The following is a 19,652-nucleotide window of genomic DNA, read 5'->3' as shown; positions in this document are numbered from 1 at the left end:
GTGGATGAACTGTGGTCGGTGGATTCGGGCGGCGCGTTACTCGGAGATCAGTTCGCCGAAGACGCGCTCGGCGTCCGCGGGAACGTCGAAGTCGTGGTAGTGTTCCCCACGCACGTTCGACAGGATGTTAAGTCCCGCGGCGGCACCGTCGCCGACGGCGATCGCGGCCTGCCACTCCTCCGGGCGGACCATCGCACCGGTCGCGTAGACGCCCTCGACGCTGGTCTCCATCTCGACGCCGACGTCGACGGTCTCGTCCTCGGCGAACGCGACGCCGAGCTCCTCGGCGAGGTCGCGGTTCGCGCCCGTCGCGAGGACGACGAAGTCGGCCTCGTAACTTCCGTCCTCGCTTTCGACCGTGAAGCCATCGCCGTTCTCGCTGACGGCGGTCACTTCCTCGCCCTGGCGGCGATCGACGCCGAAGTCGTCGACCTGCTGCCGGGCCGTCGCCATGAACTCGCTGCCGCCGACCGAACCGATCCCGAGGTAGTTGAACAGATGGGCCTTGTGCATCCACGTCCCGTCCGTATCGAAGACGGTCGTCTCGAGGCCGTTCTTCGCGGTAAAGAGGGCCGCACTCAGTCCGGCGGGGCCGCCGCCGACAACGATCACTGTCGCATCGTCCGCAGTCGTCTCGTCGCTCATGTAGTTACATAGTGTTACCACAGGGGTATCAATACGGTAGCAACCCCGGAGCCACCACGTAACATCAATGTTAGTGGCTCCGGAGAGCATCGCACCGTGCCCCAAACGGACGATGTGAACCGTGAGCGGGCCGATACGCCAGTAGAGGTCGTTCGGCCACCCGCTCCCCGAAGGGAGCGTTCCGTGGGCGTCGTAGCCGAAGTGGATTCGACAGAGCGAGCTGCCGGCGTGCGATCGAGACCCCCTGCTCGGGACGGAGACCCGAACGGGGGATAGTCACTCGGGCGATTCGGTCGAGCGCAAACACCGGCGGCTACTGCTGTCGGGTATCGAAAGGGTGTACACGTGTCGGCAGCAGGGATAGAGACTGTCGTGTGACGACGATCGGTGCCTCCCCCGTATCCCCTGTGATGCCGTCGGACGGCCTGCCGACGTCCTATTTAACGTTAGTGGCCGACATTAGTGTACCGGAATTGTTCGAATATTCAACAATTTCTGGACTGCCGATTCGTTCAGAGCCACGTTCGACTCGTTTACGAGTCGGTCGGACAGAAACGGATCCCCATCGATGCGACGCTGTTACCGAACGACTCGAGCGTGACGGCCGTCGAATCACCCGAATAATTGTAGTGGATCCTTCCTATCGATCGTTACGCGAACTCTCAGATCCGGCCGAAAACCCGTACGTCTCCGTTTTTCGGGTTCAGTCCGGGCAAAACGCGCTGATAAGGCTCGTGGAGCACCGCCTGCGAACGGCTAATCTTCCATCGATCTGTCGTTCTATCGCCACCCTCAATCAGCAAGTCGTTATGGTGATTTCCATAGATAAATATCGTATTTCTTCAGCGGAAACCGTTCGGTCGAGAACCCGGTGCGGTTGCTGCTGACCGCTGACCACGGGTCGGTCACGCTACTCGTGATGACGCGATCGCCTGACGGACGTCGCCATCCGTACGTTACCCGCAATCAGTCTAAAGGGGCGTTTCAGGACCACTGCGGAGCGCTTCGACCGAGAGGGCGATTCTCGAGAACGAGACAATTCCCGATCGTATCTGGAGGTATTACCGTCATTAGTCTATATATACTAATATTTGAATGTGGATAGATCGAGAACGGATACTGTTCGCATGCAACGGAACGAGAGACCGACCGGGAAACGCTCGGTGGCGATACCGGTGCTACCGGGGTACCGTGCCGAACTGTCGTTCGGACGGCCGCTTTCCCGATCGGTTCGCTCCGTTTCGACCTGCTGGGGATCGCTTTGCAGCAGTTCGTCGGCCGACTCGTCGGGCACGTGAACGTATCCGTAGACGACGTTCCAACAGTGACATCTATGATACGAAACCCGAATCCGACACGACGAACCGTGGTCAAAGGACTCGCTGCGACCGGCCTCGCAACCGGCGCCGTCGGCAGTGCGAGCGGTTCGGGCAGCGATCGATCAGGTGACGACCATGCCTTGACGCTGGTCGCAGCGGCCGGCGTCGAAAACGCGATGGAAGTCGTCGCCGACGACGAGTACGCGTACGTGGCGACCGGCCGCGGGATGGCGATCGTCGACTGGGAGGAACCGACTAACCCGGAGGTCGTCGCGGACATCGAGGCGTCCGATCCGGAGGCGATCGGCGGTGACGACAGGGGCGCCACCGGTGGCGTGCTGGACGTCAAAGTCGACGACGATCTGGCGATCATGGCCCACGACGACGGGACGGGAATCACGACGGTGGACGTGAGCGACCCGTCGGATCCCGAGGAGCTGGCGTTCTATCACAACCTCGACGCGGTGGGCGTCCACAACGTCTACCTCTCCGACGAGACGGTCTACATGACAATAAGTGGAGACCGGATGATCCAGGACGACGCGGGCGTCGGCGTCCGAATCTTCGGGAACGCCGGCGTCGAAATCGTCGACGTCGAAGACCCGAGGCGTCCGGAGCGCGCTGCGACGTGGTATCTCCACGAGGCGCTCCCCGACTACGCGAACGCCGGGATCAACCCGAACCACGACCTCTACGAACAAGACGGACTCCTCTACAACGCGTTCTGGGACGCCGGCGTCGTCGTCCTCGACGTCGACGAGCCGACCGATCCGGACTTCCTCACCCAGTTCGGTGCGGCACCCGACGGCGACGAGGAACTCAGACCCTGGCGGCCCCGCGAGGAGAGCCGCTCGGAGTTCTTCGACGCGGAGTTCCCCTCCGACCGATACTCCGCCGGCGAGGGCAACACGCATTACGTACAGCCGTCGCCCGACGGCGAGTACGTGTACGTCGGCGACGAGAAGTTCCCCGGCCAGGTGCAAGAGAACCCCCCGACCGAAGCGTTCGGCGGCATCCGAATCTTCAGAACGAAGGACCTCGACGACGACGGCAAACAGCACGTCGAACGGGTCGGCTACATCTCCCCGCCGGACGCCGAGGGACTGCGAACCGCCCACAACTTCGACGTCACCGACGACTCCCTCCACGCGTCCTGGTACAACGGCGGCGTCCGTCGCTACGACATCACTGATCCGGCCAGTCCGAAAGAAGTGGGCGTCTACAATCCCGACGGCCAGTCATTCTGGACCGCGGTCGCGAGTGACGACTACACCCTCGGAGGGATCTACGGCGCAGGCTCCGACGCCCACGAGGGCGGCGTCGCCGTCCTCTCTTCCGACGACTGAGTCTCGAGGAGCGACGAGCTACTCGCGGTATTCACAGAAATACAAAGAAGAAGCCCACGGCTAAAGCCGTGGGAGGAGTCCGACACCGTGTGGCTTCGCGCTTTTTCATTCGTTCTTTTAAATACACTCTCGACAGATTGTAGTACCCGCGCCGACACGTAATTTGTGTGGTCGTTGACCACTGACGCACGGATGAATTGCGTCACAAAATAAGAGATGCCACTGGGGTGAGAATTGATCACTCCAAAAGTCAAAGCGGCGTTCGCGACTGGCGGCATCGCCCTGATCGGACAGGGGAATCCAGTGGGATGGATCTTCGTCGCGGTCGCGATCGCCGTCGAGTCGGATGAACCACGTGATTGATTGCGCTGGCCGCTCCGACGGCCTGCGTCTCACTATTTTATCGGGTGTAGGCTTGCTGGCGATACGTGGGAGCCTACGGTGACAAATAATACACCTAGCTCAAAAAGTGTTGCTAAAGTTCAGTATCATGTTGAGTGTACAATCTCCGTTGATATTCAATCCTGATTTTCACAATATCGTAACGATCCTCTTGATCAAAATTCGATCGCTCGAGTACGATGACGCAATACGCTACTCTCCTACCCAGATACGATAGAGGTTCCCAACATCGACGGTCCCTTCCGTCCGTTCGTCGCAGAATCACGGGCGCGATGGGATTTGAACCATGCCTGAGAACCTCGAAACAAAGTTTCGAGAACCTCAGTCTGATGCGCTTCACTCCGTTCAGCGCACCCACGACCGTCGGAGATGACCGCACCGCAGGGAAAGAAGTCGGGCATAGACAGGCCTGAGCTACGGGCTATAACTCGGGCACCACGACGGGCTCACACCTCTGGTGGGGATTTCGGCCATCAACCATGATGCCAGACCAAGCCACCACGATCTACCTCGACCACCGAGAAGCCGACTGTGCGCATACAACAGTACAATCCTACCAGTACCGACTCGCGAAATTTGAAGACTGGTGGGGAGAGCGAAGCATATCTGAACTCACAAAACAAGATGTGCACGAGTTCAAGCAACACCTCCGCAAACAGGGACTAGCGAAGCCCACACTGAAGTCCCACATCGATACATTTCGAGGATTTCTGAGATATATGACCCGTCTCGACGTAGTCGATGAAGGCCTAGTCGACGTTGCAGACAGTCCCACACTTCGAGGCAAGGAAAACGTGCGCGACGACGAAGTAACAGCAGATGTTGCACATGCAATTCTCGAGCGATTAGATCGCTATGAATTCGCGTCACGTTCTCACGCGCTTATCCTACTTCTGTGGCGGACCTCAATGAGAACTGGGGCCGTCCGCAGTCTCGATCTCGACGACTACAACTCTGGCGAACAATACCTGACCGTTGAGCATAGGCCCGAGCGCGGAACCACGCTTAAGAATCAAAATGAAGGAGAGCGCATGATCGCGCTCAGTGACGAGACATGCCGGGTACTCGACGAATACATCACTGAAAAACGGTGCGAAGTCACCGATGAACACGGACGAGACCCACTATTGACAACCAAAGCGGGGCGAATTTCCCGTAACACAGTCAGGGGCTGGTGTTACAGGCTGACCAGACCATGCTGGCATAGCGACGAGTGCCCCCATAATCGCGATACAGACGAGTGCAAAGCCGCATGCAACGACAACTACAGCTACGAATGCCCGTCATCTGTCGCCGCACACGCCTTCCGACGCGGCAGCATCACGCACTTCCTCAGGAACGAGATGCCAGAAACAGTTGTCAGTGACCGCGCAAACGTCAGTACCGACGTGCTGGACCAACATTACGACCGCAGGACTGAGCGCGAGAAAATGGAACAACGACGCGACCACTTAGACAATATCTGAGCGTCAATGACGCTCGGCCTCGTGCCGCAGGAGATCATCCTGCCGCGACTCTCCGAAATACACTTTCCTCCCACATCGCTTGCATCTAAAGAACCCGGGATCGTCATCGCAAGACACATAATATCTCTCAATGAGCCTCTCCTTCCGTTTATCAATTGACATACGAAAACCATCGGAGGAAGAGAATAATGGCGCTGGGGCGAACGCCGATACATTACCACATTACTACACCAGTCAATTGTCCTACTCCCGACACTTATTTATATCCTTCAATCACTACGCGTGCGCTTGTTGTAACGGGGTTTCAGGGGGGAGTACTCTGTCTTTCTGAAGGACACAGAGAGAACCACCCCCACAATACCCCGTAATAGACGAGAATTTTATGTACTTGGGTTATACTTCAAAGGAGAAAAGCACACCTTCGTGGTAGCTACCACTCGAGATGAATTGATAGAGTGGATTTTGCCCCAACTACTGTATCTGAGGTCTACTAAATTCCACATCCTAAAGCAATTATCCTATAGATTCAAATAGGTTGGTTTGGAATCCTTCGGTCACAACACTTATGGCAACATATTCGGATAATTGTTGCATGGTCGGGAAAGATGGCCTGATTGAACGGACGAGAAAGACAGTCGGAGATCGAGGACAGATGCGGCTCGCGGCAGATCACTGGCGTGAGATGGGCGAGCCTGAAGAAATCGTCTACGACCTCGTCGAACTCGAGGACGGATCGCTGGAGGTGCGTCTCCGAGTCGAGTGAATAGTTTCCCGCGACTGTTGGAGCCAGTCGCGGTGAAAGGTTTGGAACACCCGTGGTCTGCGCAACGGGGTCAGGTGTCTTTTGGATGTCTGACTCCTAATATTTACTGATTCAAGGGATACCACGGGTGTCACGAACACAACATATATCAATACAAAACCATGAGTTCAACGACACCCAACGAGAATGGAAGTACCGATGCTAAAAGTATTTGGCAAGAATACAATGCGAAGTTAGAGGACACTGACAATAACCCAGCAGAGATGGGCCGCCTCGCGAATAACTTCGCAGTCGCGCTCGCTGAGTGTTTCCATGCAGGGAACACAGAGCGCACGACAATCGACGCGCTACTCAAGAGTTACGCTGGGAACGCGACAGTGAAAAAGTCCACTCTCGAGGAAACGTTCGCGGACACTCTCGCCGATCTCGAGAGTGATGTCGGTGACGAAGATTCCGGGGGCGACGAGTCACCCACTGTGATCCCACTAGACGTGTTCCTTGATGACCACGTTGAAAAAGTCATCAAACATGTGCCTACTGATGCGAGCGCAGACGCACGTTATACATGGGTCCTAGATACGGGAGAACGCGTGGAGACGGTACGACAGCACAACGCTCTCAATCACTTCGCAGACGAAATCCACGACGTATCGGAGTATGTCGTCGCCCGCGAGACCTCCGATGCATGTGACCTCGCATGGTATCTCTACGTGCGCCTGTTTATTCGCGAGAACAAGGTAGAACGCGAAGAAACTGGCGAACGAACCCTCGCAATTGAGGACCTGCAGGCAGACCTCAATCGCCGAGAAGTGATGAGCGAGATCGACGACGCGGCTACATCCCGGCAGATATACCTGCCAGATGAAGACGCGGATTACGTGTGGATTCCGAACAAAATAATCCAGTTCATTGTCACTGATTACGAGATCGACATGCAGGACCTCGCCCGTGAAATGGACAACCGCAACCAACGCGGGCCGCGACAGTCCGAGGTCAAGGACGCTGCAAGCACACAAATGCGGTTCTGGCAGCTTGACCGCGACTTTGCCGATTTCGACGGAGGGGACTCCGATGACTGATATCCCACGGTTCCCCATCGTTGGTCGCGACGAAGTGCCAGTTGATGAAAGTGTGAAGATCAATGGGCCACCCGGGACGGGCAAATCGTCGCAAGGCCTGTGCAGAGTGCAAGTACTCGACGCCGATCACGACTACGAACTCCCACGTGAACTGTGTTGGATCACATATCGTCGCGCCCTTGCAGAGGATCTAATTGATCGGATGGCAGAGACAGAGTGGGATATCATCGACGATGAGGAAGCACAGCACCCCAAATCTGGCGATACTGAACTGGTCGCTACAGTCCATGCTGCATGTCGGCGGTTGCAGAGTGACCACTTCGATGGGCGTGAAACTCCTAACTGGCAGGACTATAATGATTTCATGCAGTCCGAGTACCGCGTCCCCTATGTCGTGAACTCGAATAGTAACGAAGATCGGGCTGCACTGCTGTTTAGTGTCTACAAATGGCTCAAGCACAACCAGCTTGAGATGATCAATGCAGAGCAGTGTCCGATGATCGAGGATCTGCGACGAAGCTGGCCCAGCCATCCTGATCTCGTTGAGTTCGAACGGGCGTGGGACGGGTACAAAGAGTCGAATAAACTCTTCAACTACTTCGAGTACATCGAACGTGCAATTGAGCACAACATCACACCCGGTGTACCCGTCCTCGTCTTCGACGAGTATCACGATGTTTACCCATTACTCCACGAACTCGGACAGATGTGGATCGACTCCGCCGAGATCGCGATCATCCTTGGGGACCCGCAGCAGGTTGTGAATCTCCACGATGGTGCGAGCCCAGAACACTACAACAAGGTCGACCTCCCAGAAATTCAACTCGACACAACACACCGCGTTCCCCCATCCCTGTGGGATGCGGCGGCAAATGTCCTGCATGGATACCATACGCCACATAACCCCACGTTCGACTGTGAAGACAACGAGGACGCTATCGAGATTGTAAACGCGCCACGATTCAGACACAACGACGCAACTAGCGAATGGTCCTCGCCCATAGGGCAGTATGGCACCCCTGACATGCTCTACGAGGAGTACGTCGGGGAAGATGAAACATTAATGTATCTAACACGTGCGCGATTTGAGCAGGAAGCAATCGCGAGCGGGCTCAAGCGCACAGGGATCATATTCCGTGCGCAAAAGAATACAGTTGGATGCTGGCAGTACTATGACCGCCGTCGCCACCTGTACAACGTACTCAAGCGTCTCGAAGGGGCTACACCAGACGACGATCTCAAGCTCAACGGGAAAGAGGCAGTGCAACTTCTCAACTACGCACGCTCCGAGACGCTCGACTATGATCGGTCTGTCGTGAAAGCAATGGCTACTGAGTGGTCTCGAGATGGGCATACTGTTCATATCAGCAAACTCAATCCCCTCGTTAACGACACGTTCTGGTCCCACTACACAAACGGGCCAGTTTCAGTTACAATGTTAGCCGAGCGACAGGGTGAGGATGCACTCCCCCGGGATGTCATCACGAACGCACTAAGCTACAATGATGAACCCACTGTCGGCGTCGAAATCGGCAAAGAAGACCACGGGCTCGAAAATACACCGATCCTGCGCACGATCCATGCCAGCAAAGGCGCGGAGGCAGACCGGGTATTTGTCTACGATGGGATCACCAACCGCATCGCAAGCGAAACTCGATCCAATCTCAAGATGTCGATCAATGAGGACCGCGTGTGGTATGTCGCACTGACACGCGCGAAAGAGCAGACGGTCGTTGTGCGAGGTGCATTCCCCTTCATGGACGAGTATCTCCCTGCAGCGGGTGTGATGACAGAATGACGTTCGAAATCGACTGGGACGCCGTCAAGCAGCACATTTGGCAAAACGCGGACGACCCGTTCAACGCGCGTTTTGCGGACATCGAGAACGCCCTCGCTGATGTCGCTTCAGATGCCGGGGGAACGTTCGGCCACCGCAGCACAGTCGAACGAGCGGTTATGGATGGCGTCCTCGAGCAACATGGCGACGGGGACGATGCGCGCTATACGTTTAACCTCGATAGGGCTACGCTCGACGCTGATGATGATGATGAGCCCGCCCGTACGGAACCCATCGAGACGGGCACGACCGACCTCCCTAAGGTGTTGACAGTCGCCGACGACCAACCGTGGCCCGCGTATATGACCTCTCGCAGCGAGTGGCTCGTCGCGCTGAGCGGACTCAAGGCTCCACGTGCACCGTGGACGCATCGGGGGCTCAAAAAGGCGCTATGGAACTCTGACCTTGATGCAGACGAGCGACCTGAACGTGCCTTCGAAGTCGCGTGCACTTGGGCCGACCGTCTCAATACTGACGACGGGTTATGGGATAATCTCGATACGCCAGACATCGACTGCGACTGCGACGGAGACGACTGCTCCGCGTGTCAGCAGAAGGTCGAGGGCCGCAAAGCGTCGCCCGCCTACCTGCTCCCTGCCGCCAAAGAGAGCATCGACGATGACGACAAGGTTCTGCTGTTCATTGATTGGGATGACGTGCGCAACCCAGAGTCTGACGAGATCCTTCCCGAGGTCATCGAGTGGCTCGAACGCCTGAACAGCGTCACCGAGGTCTCCACATCGGGCACCGGGCTTCACACGTTCGTTGTTGTGGAGGACCCCCTCCCGATGACCAAACTGGACGAGCCGCTCAACTCCGACGGGATTGACGCCCTTGATGACGAGCCTGAAGTCGAGATTTATCAGGTTAGCCGCTTCGCGGCGATGACCGGCGACTTTATCGGAAAGTTGCCGAACGACGTTGCACGCGCGGATGAAGTTGTCGAGGAGATCCTCGACGAGTATCACGAGTGGGAGAAGACAGCCGACGAATACGCGCAAGAACACGCGCGGAAGTCTGAGTCTAGCGACTTTTCTGGATCGTCGGGTAAGCGGTCGAAGTACTATAGTGCGGACTGCTCGCAGATGATTATCGATTCGCACAAAGTCGGCACTGAGTATCGTGGTGGCCATCCCGAACACGGTGCCAATTCGAGGAAGAACAATATCGCAGTCACAGGTGACGGCCAGATGTGGCGTTGTTATCACAATGGGCATGGCTCTGGAGGCAACGCACTCCATCTCGTCGCCGTCTGTGAAGGTTACATCAGTTGCGAGGACTCTGGAAAGGAATCGCTGAAGCAACTGTCGGACATCGAGTTTGCGAAGCTTTGCATGGACGCCCGTGATAACTACGATGCGTTCAAATCTGATTGGAAGCCACCCAAACAAGCTCTTGTCGGGGTCGCCAAATCCGAGAATCTGAACGATGGCGACGACATCGAGAAGGGATTATACGACTTCGTGCGGGCGATGTACGACGACACGTCCTCAAGCGACCTGACCCACGCAGGCATTATGTGAGCCCGTAGGGGGGCGCTGTGGCGTCCGACCTCCCGTGGGCTGGGTCCCCTTCCCTTCTTCTCTTTCCTCTGCACTCTACTCGAGTGGAGTTTGTGTTTTGGTTTCGCTTTGCTCGAGCCCCCGGGCATCAACCGAGAAGATCCTTCTTCTCGAGACTCTTCTTCTCTGCTCTCCTGTGGGCACCCCTTCGTTTCCAGTGGGGTTCTCCCTCGCTCGAGATCGAGGGGGATCTCTCTTCTTTTTCAGAGGGTCCTGTCTGTCAATAGACAAGGGACCCGTTATAATGGGTGTCGGTTGCGTTACATGACCATTACACTTTAACGGGAGAGATATATAAATTTAATATAATGAATAAAGTATACAACTTTGGAGAAAATCGTGTTGACTCGCTCAGCCAGAAAATCCTGATCGCACTCGCCGATCAAGATCAGCCTTTGTCAAACGCGGAACTCGCGAGGGAGTTTGGGGTGAACCGTGGGAAGACACACACACGATTGAACAAACACCTAATCCCCGCGGACTTCGTGCAAAAGGAGCAGGGTGACCGAATAGGGGATGGCCCGTATTATTCTCTCACCACGTCCGGCACGATGTGGGTTGAGGATAAGCGCGATGAGTTGGAACGTCCGACGACGCTTGACGAAGTTTCCGAACGGGTGCTCGAGGCTCAGCGCGAGTCGGAGAGCGCGAAAAACAGCGTTCAAAACTATCGAAAGAAACTGTATCAGGTGAAGCAAGAGAACGAAAAAATAGAGGAGAAACTGGACGAGATCCGCAGCAAGGGTGCAGGCGGGGTCTCCCACGAGGACATGGTCGATTTTGTTGACTTCCGATCCACACAGGTACAGCGAGACATCGATGCTCGTGACAGTCGTCTGGACGCGCGTGTGGACGCGTTGAGCGAGGATCTTGAGACACTTGGGGAAAACATCATCCACGTCCACAAACAGACACAGGAGAACAGTGAGGGCATAGATGGGGTTGCAGAGGAGATGAACAAAGCTCGCAACTCGTTCTTCGCTGTTCAGGAGCGGGTAGATGAGGTTGAGAGCGAGATTGAGGACATACGTGTAGATGAGGATTCTGGGGGATCGGGTTGGTGGCCTCGGTGATCGGGCTCGGTCTCTCTGATTTTGTATAACGCATTATACGGATCGGTAGACCGACCGTCCCGGGGAACGGGCTTGGTCTCGATAATCGTACCTACACGTAGGGGTTAGGTCGGTACTGTTTTGATGGAAGGGTGAGACTTCCCGCGTATGCCGAAGAAGGAGGCGGCTTTCCATGGTTTGCTCTACACTCGTCTACTGGACCACATCGATGAGAACGACACGCTGTTTGATGAGCCAGTAACCGAGAAATCGACGGAATCAGGATTCGCAGATATCTACATTCCTAGTGCGCTGAACGGGGAGATCGTCATCGAGGTCAAGCGAGACGATATCTACCCTCGCGAGAAGGACGTGGTCAAGCAAGCGCGTGGGTACGCCGACGATTTGGGTGCCGAATTCTATGCTACATGCAATTCAAACGACTTTTTCTTATTCCACGATCAGGGCGAGATCGAGATGGCTGACGTAGATTTCTATTATTTCAATCTACGTGAAGCAGATATCTCTGAAGCGATCCCGCAATTACTGGGAGTAGTTGAGCACGTCCATGAGGAGGCTTCGTTACCGGACCAGTCTGAGCGTGACCGTCTTGTTGGTATTCTTCGCAGTTTCCATTCTTCTATCTGGCCGTCCTATGCTGCACTCGCGGAGAAAAAGTATGGACGGAACGAGCGCTTCACGCAGGAGTTTGAGACGTGGGTGCAGGAGAACGACTACGGGAGCCTTGATGATGATGAGCAGTTTGAGGTAGCTGGAAAGCAGTTCGCGTATCTGCTGACGAACAAGGTGCTGTTCTACGAGGTTGTTCGTGAGAAGACGAAGGCAAAGTATGATCCAGAGGTGGGTGACACGGTTCGGGAGATTGAGACGGAAAGCGGGTTCGAGTTGAATTCGCTGCACGAGCATACGACGCTCTCGAATCTTGAGCGTCACCTTCAGAACCAGTTCGAGACGATTGTAGAGGAGATCGACTACGAACCGATTTTCGATAGTGGGGCTAGTCTCTTTGCGGGCTTTCCGCAGAATAAGAAGACGTTGCGGAATCTACAGGACTTTATCAGTAACATCGAGGCAGAATCGATTGTGGAGTTGGATGAGGACCTCCTTGGGGAGATTTACGAGGAACTCATCCCGATTGAGGAGCGGAAGGCGCTCGGTCAGTTCTATACGCATCCAAAGATCGCGCAGACGATCTCTGAATGGGCGATTCAGGAGAACGGTGAGGAGCAACCTCGTGTCTTAGATCCTGCATCAGGGAGTGGGACGTTTACTGTTGAGGCTTACAAGCGGCTCAACCATCTGGCACCGAATGCATCGCATCAGGAGATTGTAGACCGTCTCGTGGCCGTCGACATCAATAGATTCCCGCTACATCTGACAGCGTTGAATCTTGCGAGTCAGAACATTTCGGAGAAGACAGATCGCCTACACCTCTTCCACGACAGTTTCTTCAATATCGATCCTGAGACGCAGTACCTCGAATCGTCTCGGATTGATGACGAGGAGCAGGATGTGTTAGGTACGTTCGATGCTGTGATCGGTAATCCGCCGTATATTGATCAGGGAAGTCTGTATCCGAACAAGGAGCATTTCCGCAACCACCTGAAGCGATTTGGGGATGGGAGAGCATCGCCGTTCTACAATGGGGATATGCGGCTTAGCAAGCGGTCTGATGCCTATGTATACTTTGTTACACATGGTACGAATTTCCTTGATGAGGGAGGTCGATTAGCATTCATCATTCCGACGAAGTGGATGATGACTGGGTACGGGGAGGACTTCCAAGGGTTTGTCTACGATCAATACAAGCTCGAGGCTGTCGTCGGATTCAGCGCGCGTGCGTTCGAGGATGCGTTTGTTGACAGCGCCCTCATCTTGCTTGAGAAATGTAGTGATGAGGAGGAGCGTCGGGAGAACGTGGCGGAGTTCATCCAGATCAAGGACAGTATGGAGGTGGAGGATATCCTTGACACCGTTGAATATCCGATTGATCTCTCTCACGAGGCAGAGATGCTCGTTCGGAATCGGGAGACGTACCGTACAGTTGCGGTGCAACAGGGAGAGATCATGGATCGAGATACGAAGAAGATCCGTCACTACCTAACCGCGCCCCAGACGTTCATCAAACTACTCGAGAACCCGACGATGGTGAACTTGGAGGAATTGTTATCTAATGCAGAGCGTGGGCTGACGAGTGGAGCAAACAAGTTCTTCTACATCGACAAAGAGGAGATCGACGAGCGTGGGATCGACTCCCAATTCGTTACGCCGATGGTAAAGTGGATCAAGCAGATGGAGAAGGGAGATCCGCTCACCGAGGATACGACGGAGTTGTACGTGCTGGATATGCACGACTACGTCGAGAAGGTCCGTTCCAAAGGGGGTCTCGAGCAATCCGACGTTGAGCAGCGAGTAAAGGATTCACTGGAGAGTGACGGCCATCGCCCTGTTCTCGACTACATCCGGGAAGGGGAAGCCCAAGGAATCAATGAGCGGCGGACGTGTGCGAGTCGGTCTGTCTGGTTTGATCTCGGTGAGATTGATCGCCCCGACATTATACATCCGAAAGGATTCAAGTATCGCGTATTCGCCAGTCGGAACGATGGAATGGTAGCGAATGATCGGCTATACTGTCTGAACGTGAAGTCAGAAGTAGATAAATGGGCGCTGCTCGGATACTTGAATTCGACAGTGTATCAAGCCGTTGTTGAGACGTGGGGTCGAAATGAGGGGCGTGGGATGCTGGAGATTATGAAATATGAAGTGATGAGCGTCCCAGCGCTTGATGTGCGTGAATTGAGTGAGGATATGCGAGCAGAGATTGCGGACGCATACCGAGCGTTCGAAGCTGATGAAGAAGGTGCACAAACTCGATTAGATGAAGCGGTCTTAGAGGCTGCACAGATCGATGTTCCTGTCGATGAGTTTCAAGAACTAACTGAAGCTGTGACGAATCGACGGAACGAGAAGGGGATGTCGTCTGAGGTCCTCGTTGAACAAGTGGATACGCTCGAGGAATACGGCACGCATACGTTCACCATTGGCTCGGAAGGGAATGAGAGTGATACCGATCTGTCGCAATTTATGTGACTCTGAATGCCAGAAGTCGTAAATGTAGTTGCTGCCGGATCACTAGGGCGTCAATTGGATATCTCGGCTGTCGGAGATGATATCGATGCCGCAGAAGTAAATTACAATACTGACGGGTACCAGACCCCGACAGTCTATCTGCGAGAACAAGAGGGGGGACCACTCGTAACCGTGTATGAATCGGGGAGCTATCATATTAGCGGCGCAACGTCAATTACGGAAGTTGAAGGGGTGTATGAATGGCTGGTAGAGGCATTGAACCGCCTCGGTATCGAAGGTATAGACCCTGAATTTGAAGTGAAAAATGTGGTATTGGTTGGGGATCTAAATCTGAAACTGGATCTAACGCGGTTAGCGCTGGAACTAGGGCTGGAGCAGACAGAGTATGAGCCTGAACAATTTTCTGGATTGGTGTATCGGCCGACTGAGTTACCATCTGTGTTTCTCCTGTTTGCGTCGGGGCGAGTAGTGGTCCCCGGATCTCCCGATGAGAAAACCGCATTTAGGGCGTTCGATAACCTCCAAGAAAAACTAAGTGAAGTTACAGATTAGCAAAAGTAGCTAAGTTGACGTAGCCATTCACTATGTGACGGATGGAATCACTTGACTCCTTTCAGTCTGGAAGCTAGATCCTCAACTGCTTTAGTTGTCTCTTCCATTTTTGTTAATCCTGTACAGAGAACTTTCCCACTCGCGAAAATTAGCGCAGTATAATTCTCGCCACGGTACATGAGTGCAGGAAACTGTTCTGGCTCATATTCAACGTGATTCATTCCAAGTTCGAGTGCGAGAGTTTCCAAGTGAATTGAAGATCCAATATCCGCAGTAGCGACGATATTGCTAATTTCCACCTTCGGTTCGTAATTGAAATCAAGGATATCCCGAATCACCGTGTTGACACAGTCCGCTATCTCATAAATGTGGTCGACCGAATTAGAGCCTACAATAGAACATCGACCACTTCTGTAAAAAGCGACATACGTATTATCGGGCGCAAACCGGGTCTGTAACCAGTGGTTCTCCGCGGGTTCATAAGTGACACTAGTGATCTCATTACGCTGTGAGAGTGTATCTGCTAGAGCACCCAGCGCAATTTCTTGCTGATATGTAATTGTCCCGATTACGTTCACAACTGTCGTCTCAACCACTGCTTCAGAATAAGGGATGGAGCGTATAAGTCCAATCGGTTGCGTTCAGACTGATGAGTTGTACGGAACGGGAGAGAATTGATCCCGGGGAACAGTGTAAGTTGGAGAATCGCATCCACACAGGGGAACGAAACAGGCGAACGAGGATTGCGTAGGAAGTATGCCCGAAGGTGAGCGACACAAGATCAAATCACCCGCGTACAGGGCATGTATGATCAAGTCTGTTCAATCACATCTAAGAATTACCTGCGACAGGAATCTCAAACTCGTCTCTAAGCCAGTAGATAGGGAGAAGAAAGGAAAGAAACGCAACCATTGTAGCAATCACTGCAGCACTAGCATAGCTCGTCCCCCAGATCGTGCTAAGTAACTGGCCCAATGCAAGCAGTGCTGCAATCACCAAGAAGGCAATTGAACCGAGAAGCCATATTGCTATTTTACGACCAGATGTAAATACGCGATCTCCCTGTAGAGAGAGGTTTTGCGAATTCGACTGGTTAAGCAAAAACCGAGCAGTCAACAGCGTCACTGGGAGAATCAGGCCAATGATCTGGAGTAACGCTAATGCAATTTCTGTCTCCATAGCTAACTAAATCAGGACCTCCTCCAGATATAGTGGTTAGGTGTCTGGTTCTAAAATGCACAATTTTCTATTACAGGTGTTACGTATGAAACACTCCCGTGTAAATCGCCAGTACATTCCTTTCGTCACCGGACAAGGGTTTTACCCACCCAGATGAAAGGATAGAGCGAATGGCGAGAATCAGGTCACTCTTCAAATGGGGGATATTCCTTAGCTCGTTTATCCCATTATACCTGATTCTATCCTACAAACATATCGGTGTTCAAGCCTCAACACCATCGAATATCCCGTTCGTTGGTGGAGCAGAAGTGCCAATTCTTACTGTCTTTTGGTTAGTATTATCTATGGTATCTTTGACAGCACTAGGGCTTGTATTAAATGTAAGGAAATCCAAAGAGCCAGAGCCAAAGAATGTTATTGATGCAACCAACCGGAATGAGGCTGTGACAAGCTACATTCTGGTCTACATTTTCCCGTTTGTAGTTCTTGACCTATCACAGGTAGTGAATTGGATAGCATTCATAATCTTCTTCGCTGTGATCGGTATCATCCAAGTTCGTTCAAACCATCTATATGTAAACCCCATTCTCGCGCTGGCAGGATACAACATCTATGATGTGAGCACAGAAGATGAGGAAATGACGCTTTTGGTGAATGGCCGTATTGACGATAGACCGGCCGAAGTCTCAGCAGTAAAATTAAGTTATGGCGTCTACATCGCAGTCTAGTAATGACTTCTGTAGAGGAGGCGAAAATTCTTCTTAACGAGGCAAAAGAGACTGCTAATTGCGATCCTGATGAGTACTACCGTGATTTCTTATTAGGTCGAACAACTGCTGAGGACGAGCTAAACTATAAGGCAGAAAAAGTTGAATTTCATTCTAACATTCTAACGGAGCTAAATATAACCCTCACGGAACAGCTACAAAGCCTCCTCACGGAGATTGGTGCTGACGAGGAGAGCGATGACGACGGAATGAGGCAAGTCCGGCCCTATAACGTAGATAACCACAACCACACTCCCGTTCCCATTCAATATCTTGATGATAATGAGATCCCCCGAACGGACCTTGTCAAAGATTTCATAGACCACATCACAATCAATGACGTGACTGATTTCACGTCAACGAGCAACGTTGCTTTTCAAGCATTCAGAATTAAGAATAACTTCAGTCCAGACCTCGTTGCCTTCCGTAAATTCACTAATCGGCAGATTGTCGGGAGCAATTATCGAGTGAAGGTCACGACATTTGGCGATCAAGAATATAATAAACTGAAGGAGAATCCTGTGGCACTTCCAGATAAATTTGACGCCATACACTACGATGATACCTTTTTTGTCATCAACCCCGGGAATTTTGAAAGAATATTCGACTATTTCACAGAGTACGAAAATGACGCAAACGAGGTGTTCTCTGATTTGAGGGATTCTAACATAAATATCGCTGATTATCCAAAATTCAAAGAAACGATCCTCAATAGCGATAACGCACTGAGACAAATGCGTCGGATTAGAAAACGCGGGAAATACGAGAACCTGACTCGAGATATTGTTGAAGAGTTGGTTTCTGACTGGAACTTAGACGTTTATGTTGATGGCGATGCTGACGACGATCAATGGGAAATAAAACTCGACGACTTCCGGAAAATTGGAGATGTACTGAGTCTCCTTGACGACGATCTTGCTATCTCGGGTATGGATTTCATTTCTGATGTCGATGATGAAGAGAGATTTATCATAAAGGGACTGAAGGAGACTCGAGAGTAGGATCTTCATCGTCTTCGTTCGAAGTTGGATAATGAGACTGTATTGCCAACTTCTGCTATAGGCTCAAGGCAATGCGTCCTCAAACGCAGCAGGCACAGTGTCCGCGCTTGATTCAATGTAGTAGCCCACCGTGACTACAGGATATTTGCATCCCCCATCATCTCAGCCGCCATGGTGTCAGACTCGCGACCCAGATAACTGGTCCTAAACGTGTCCTGATCAGTCCATCCACCCCACCGCATGATGATCGATTCCGCGTAGTGGGCGTCAAGACTGTAATATATTCGTGTTGCCCACGTTCGGCGCAGATCGTGGAAGGTGAGATGCTGCCAGTCGTCCGTATGGCCGTCCTGTTCAGCTAGTGTGTCACCTGCTCTCTCTGCGCATCGTTGCACGGTCCGCTTGCTTACGTCGATGACCGGGTCTTCTTGAGTCAGCCCCTTCGCGTTCTTCATCATTCGTATCTGTTTCACGAAGTCCCGCGAGACAGGCACCTCTCGCCAGCCGGTCTTCCCGTCGCGCACGCGCAGCTTGTACGCCTTCTGTTCGGTGTCGAGGCGACGGATACCTTCGGTGCGCACCCATGGAATCTCATCGGCACGGAGGCCGTGCAGACCAGCACGGATAGCAAGCTGTTCTGTTGGCTCTTCGTCGTAGTATTCAATGATGGTGTCCTCATTTCGGCCGCTGAGCCAGACTCGATACCCCGACTTTTCGGGGTAAGGTTCTAATTGCATTGTCGAGATCCGATATATAATGGTATTGCCGACACATAGGATTTTGGTCGACCAGTATGTAGAGGTAATTTACCCCGTACAGGAGGAGAAGTGGGTTATGTAGCTCGAGGTGTGGCGGAGAATAGGCTATTGTCCGACAATCCATTCTGTATAACGCATAATACAGAGAATGCACCGAAGCAAGACACTACCAAATCACTACCTTAGAAAATTTCTGCTACACGGAGATCAATATACCCCTCTTCGAACGCCGTATCGATGATAGCAGCTTTGTCGTAGTTCCCGGCTTTGTCGTAATAGGAGGGTGTTATAGAACTGTTCGCATACCTTGCTCTGGTGACCTCGGGAAACAATAAGTACAGGTAGTAGATGTAACGTCCAGTACAGAGCTATTCTGTTTCAGCCAGCGCTGGGACTCGATTGACAGTCGTCTCGCAGGTTGAACAGATGCCTTTGTCAATAGCGATGTAAACCGTTTCACAGTCTGGGCAGCGAAACAACGACGACCGTTGTGTATCTTGCTGCGGTGTCACTGGATCGTCTATTGTTGCCCCTCCGTCCTCAAGACGCTGGAACTTCCTCCGAAGGGACACGATCCACTTAGCAATGGAGTTCATAGTTAATCTCTTCTAGCGTTAGCTGCTCGTCATCATCTGAAGATGTGCCTGTAACTCATCAGTCTGGTTCGCAAGTGCAACTCTTCGTTCGGCACCGTCTAGTTAGCGCGGTTTGAGAAGTGAGCAGGTCGTAGAGTTGGTTTGGAATGATGCTCGCAGACCTGCTCAGCGAGAGCTACGCGGCGGAATTTGATGAATGTTGGGAGCGTGAGCGGAC

15 protein-coding genes and 1 pseudogene are annotated in these 19,652 nt (G+C 53.0%); 12 read left to right on the top strand and 4 right to left on the bottom strand.

What is annotated here, in order from left to right; translation table 11 throughout:
• Positions 1-36: 36 nt before the first annotated feature.
• Positions 37-645 (bottom strand): NAD(P)/FAD-dependent oxidoreductase, encoded by a 609-nt coding sequence (locus NDI89_RS22485; RefSeq protein WP_277524912.1) that lies wholly within the window; start codon positions 643-645, stop codon positions 37-39.
• Between the two features lie 1,366 nt (positions 646-2,011).
• Between NDI89_RS22485 and NDI89_RS22480 the strand changes: the two genes are divergently transcribed.
• The 9 genes from NDI89_RS22480 (at position 2,012) to NDI89_RS22440 (ending at position 15,134) form a co-directional block, all read left to right on the top strand.
• The gene (locus NDI89_RS22480; protein WP_277524911.1) at positions 2,012-3,310 is read left to right on the top strand and encodes an LVIVD repeat-containing protein; all 1,299 of its coding nucleotides are present in this window, start codon (positions 2,012-2,014) and stop codon (positions 3,308-3,310) included.
• A gap of 881 nt (positions 3,311-4,191) precedes the next feature.
• The gene (locus NDI89_RS22475) at positions 4,192-5,178 is read left to right on the top strand and encodes a tyrosine-type recombinase/integrase (RefSeq protein ID WP_277524910.1); all 987 of its coding nucleotides are present in this window, start codon (positions 4,192-4,194) and stop codon (positions 5,176-5,178) included.
• Positions 5,179-5,770: 592 nt separating this feature from the next.
• Positions 5,771-5,941 (top strand): hypothetical protein, encoded by a 171-nt coding sequence (locus NDI89_RS22470; protein WP_277524909.1) that lies wholly within the window; start codon positions 5,771-5,773, stop codon positions 5,939-5,941.
• A gap of 263 nt (positions 5,942-6,204) precedes the next feature.
• Entirely contained in the window at positions 6,205-7,020 is an 816-nt protein-coding gene (locus NDI89_RS22465; protein ID WP_277524907.1) for a hypothetical protein, read from the top strand.
• A complete protein-coding gene (locus NDI89_RS22460; protein WP_277524905.1) occupies positions 7,013-8,818 on the top strand; it encodes a 3'-5' exonuclease in 1,806 nt (601 codons plus the stop codon). Before NDI89_RS22465 ends, NDI89_RS22460 begins: the two co-directional genes overlap by 8 nt.
• Positions 8,815-10,380, top strand: coding sequence for a hypothetical protein (locus tag NDI89_RS22455; RefSeq protein WP_277524903.1), 1,566 nt, complete (start codon positions 8,815-8,817; stop codon positions 10,378-10,380). Before NDI89_RS22460 ends, NDI89_RS22455 begins: the two co-directional genes overlap by 4 nt.
• A gap of 347 nt (positions 10,381-10,727) precedes the next feature.
• Entirely contained in the window at positions 10,728-11,492 is a 765-nt protein-coding gene (locus NDI89_RS22450; protein ID WP_277524901.1) for a helix-turn-helix domain-containing protein, read from the top strand.
• 147 nt (positions 11,493-11,639) lie between these two features.
• Complete coding sequence (locus NDI89_RS22445; protein ID WP_277524899.1) at positions 11,640-14,582, top strand: N-6 DNA methylase; 2,943 nt, start codon at positions 11,640-11,642, stop codon at positions 14,580-14,582.
• 6 nt (positions 14,583-14,588) lie between these two features.
• A complete protein-coding gene (locus NDI89_RS22440; protein ID WP_277524897.1) occupies positions 14,589-15,134 on the top strand; it encodes a TATA-box-binding protein in 546 nt (181 codons plus the stop codon).
• 47 nt (positions 15,135-15,181) lie between these two features.
• Here the strand turns inward: NDI89_RS22440 and NDI89_RS22435 are convergent, their stop codons facing one another.
• Positions 15,182-15,730 carry a TATA-box-binding protein gene (locus NDI89_RS22435; protein ID WP_277524895.1) on the bottom strand — a complete coding sequence of 183 codons (549 nt, stop codon included), beginning with the start codon at positions 15,728-15,730 and terminating at the stop codon, positions 15,182-15,184.
• A gap of 235 nt (positions 15,731-15,965) precedes the next feature.
• Positions 15,966-16,313 carry a hypothetical protein gene (locus NDI89_RS22430; RefSeq protein ID WP_277524892.1) on the bottom strand — a complete coding sequence of 116 codons (348 nt, stop codon included), beginning with the start codon at positions 16,311-16,313 and terminating at the stop codon, positions 15,966-15,968.
• A gap of 170 nt (positions 16,314-16,483) precedes the next feature.
• On the opposite strand from NDI89_RS22430, the gene NDI89_RS22425 reads away from it, so the two are divergent.
• Both NDI89_RS22425 and NDI89_RS22420 read left to right on the top strand, forming a co-directional pair.
• Positions 16,484-17,041 carry a hypothetical protein gene (locus tag NDI89_RS22425; RefSeq protein ID WP_277524889.1) on the top strand — a complete coding sequence of 186 codons (558 nt, stop codon included), beginning with the start codon at positions 16,484-16,486 and terminating at the stop codon, positions 17,039-17,041.
• A 2-nt stretch (positions 17,042-17,043) separates the two neighbouring features.
• Positions 17,044-18,081, top strand: a complete 1,038-nt coding sequence (locus tag NDI89_RS22420; protein ID WP_277524887.1) for a Kiwa anti-phage protein KwaB-like domain-containing protein — start codon at positions 17,044-17,046, stop codon at positions 18,079-18,081.
• 134 nt (positions 18,082-18,215) lie between these two features.
• On the opposite strand, the gene NDI89_RS22415 is transcribed toward NDI89_RS22420, so the two are convergent.
• Complete coding sequence (locus NDI89_RS22415; RefSeq protein WP_277524886.1) at positions 18,216-18,818, bottom strand: tyrosine-type recombinase/integrase; 603 nt, start codon at positions 18,816-18,818, stop codon at positions 18,216-18,218.
• A gap of 766 nt (positions 18,819-19,584) precedes the next feature.
• Here NDI89_RS22415 and NDI89_RS22410 point away from each other — a divergent pair.
• A pseudogene (locus tag NDI89_RS22410) lies at positions 19,585-19,652 on the top strand (IS6 family transposase); the annotation flags it as partial.

The organism is Natrinema salsiterrestre, from assembly GCF_029502005.1.
Classification (GTDB): domain Archaea; phylum Halobacteriota; class Halobacteria; order Halobacteriales; family Natrialbaceae; genus Natrinema; species Natrinema salsiterrestre.
This window is presented reverse-complemented; position numbering and strand designations above follow the sequence as displayed.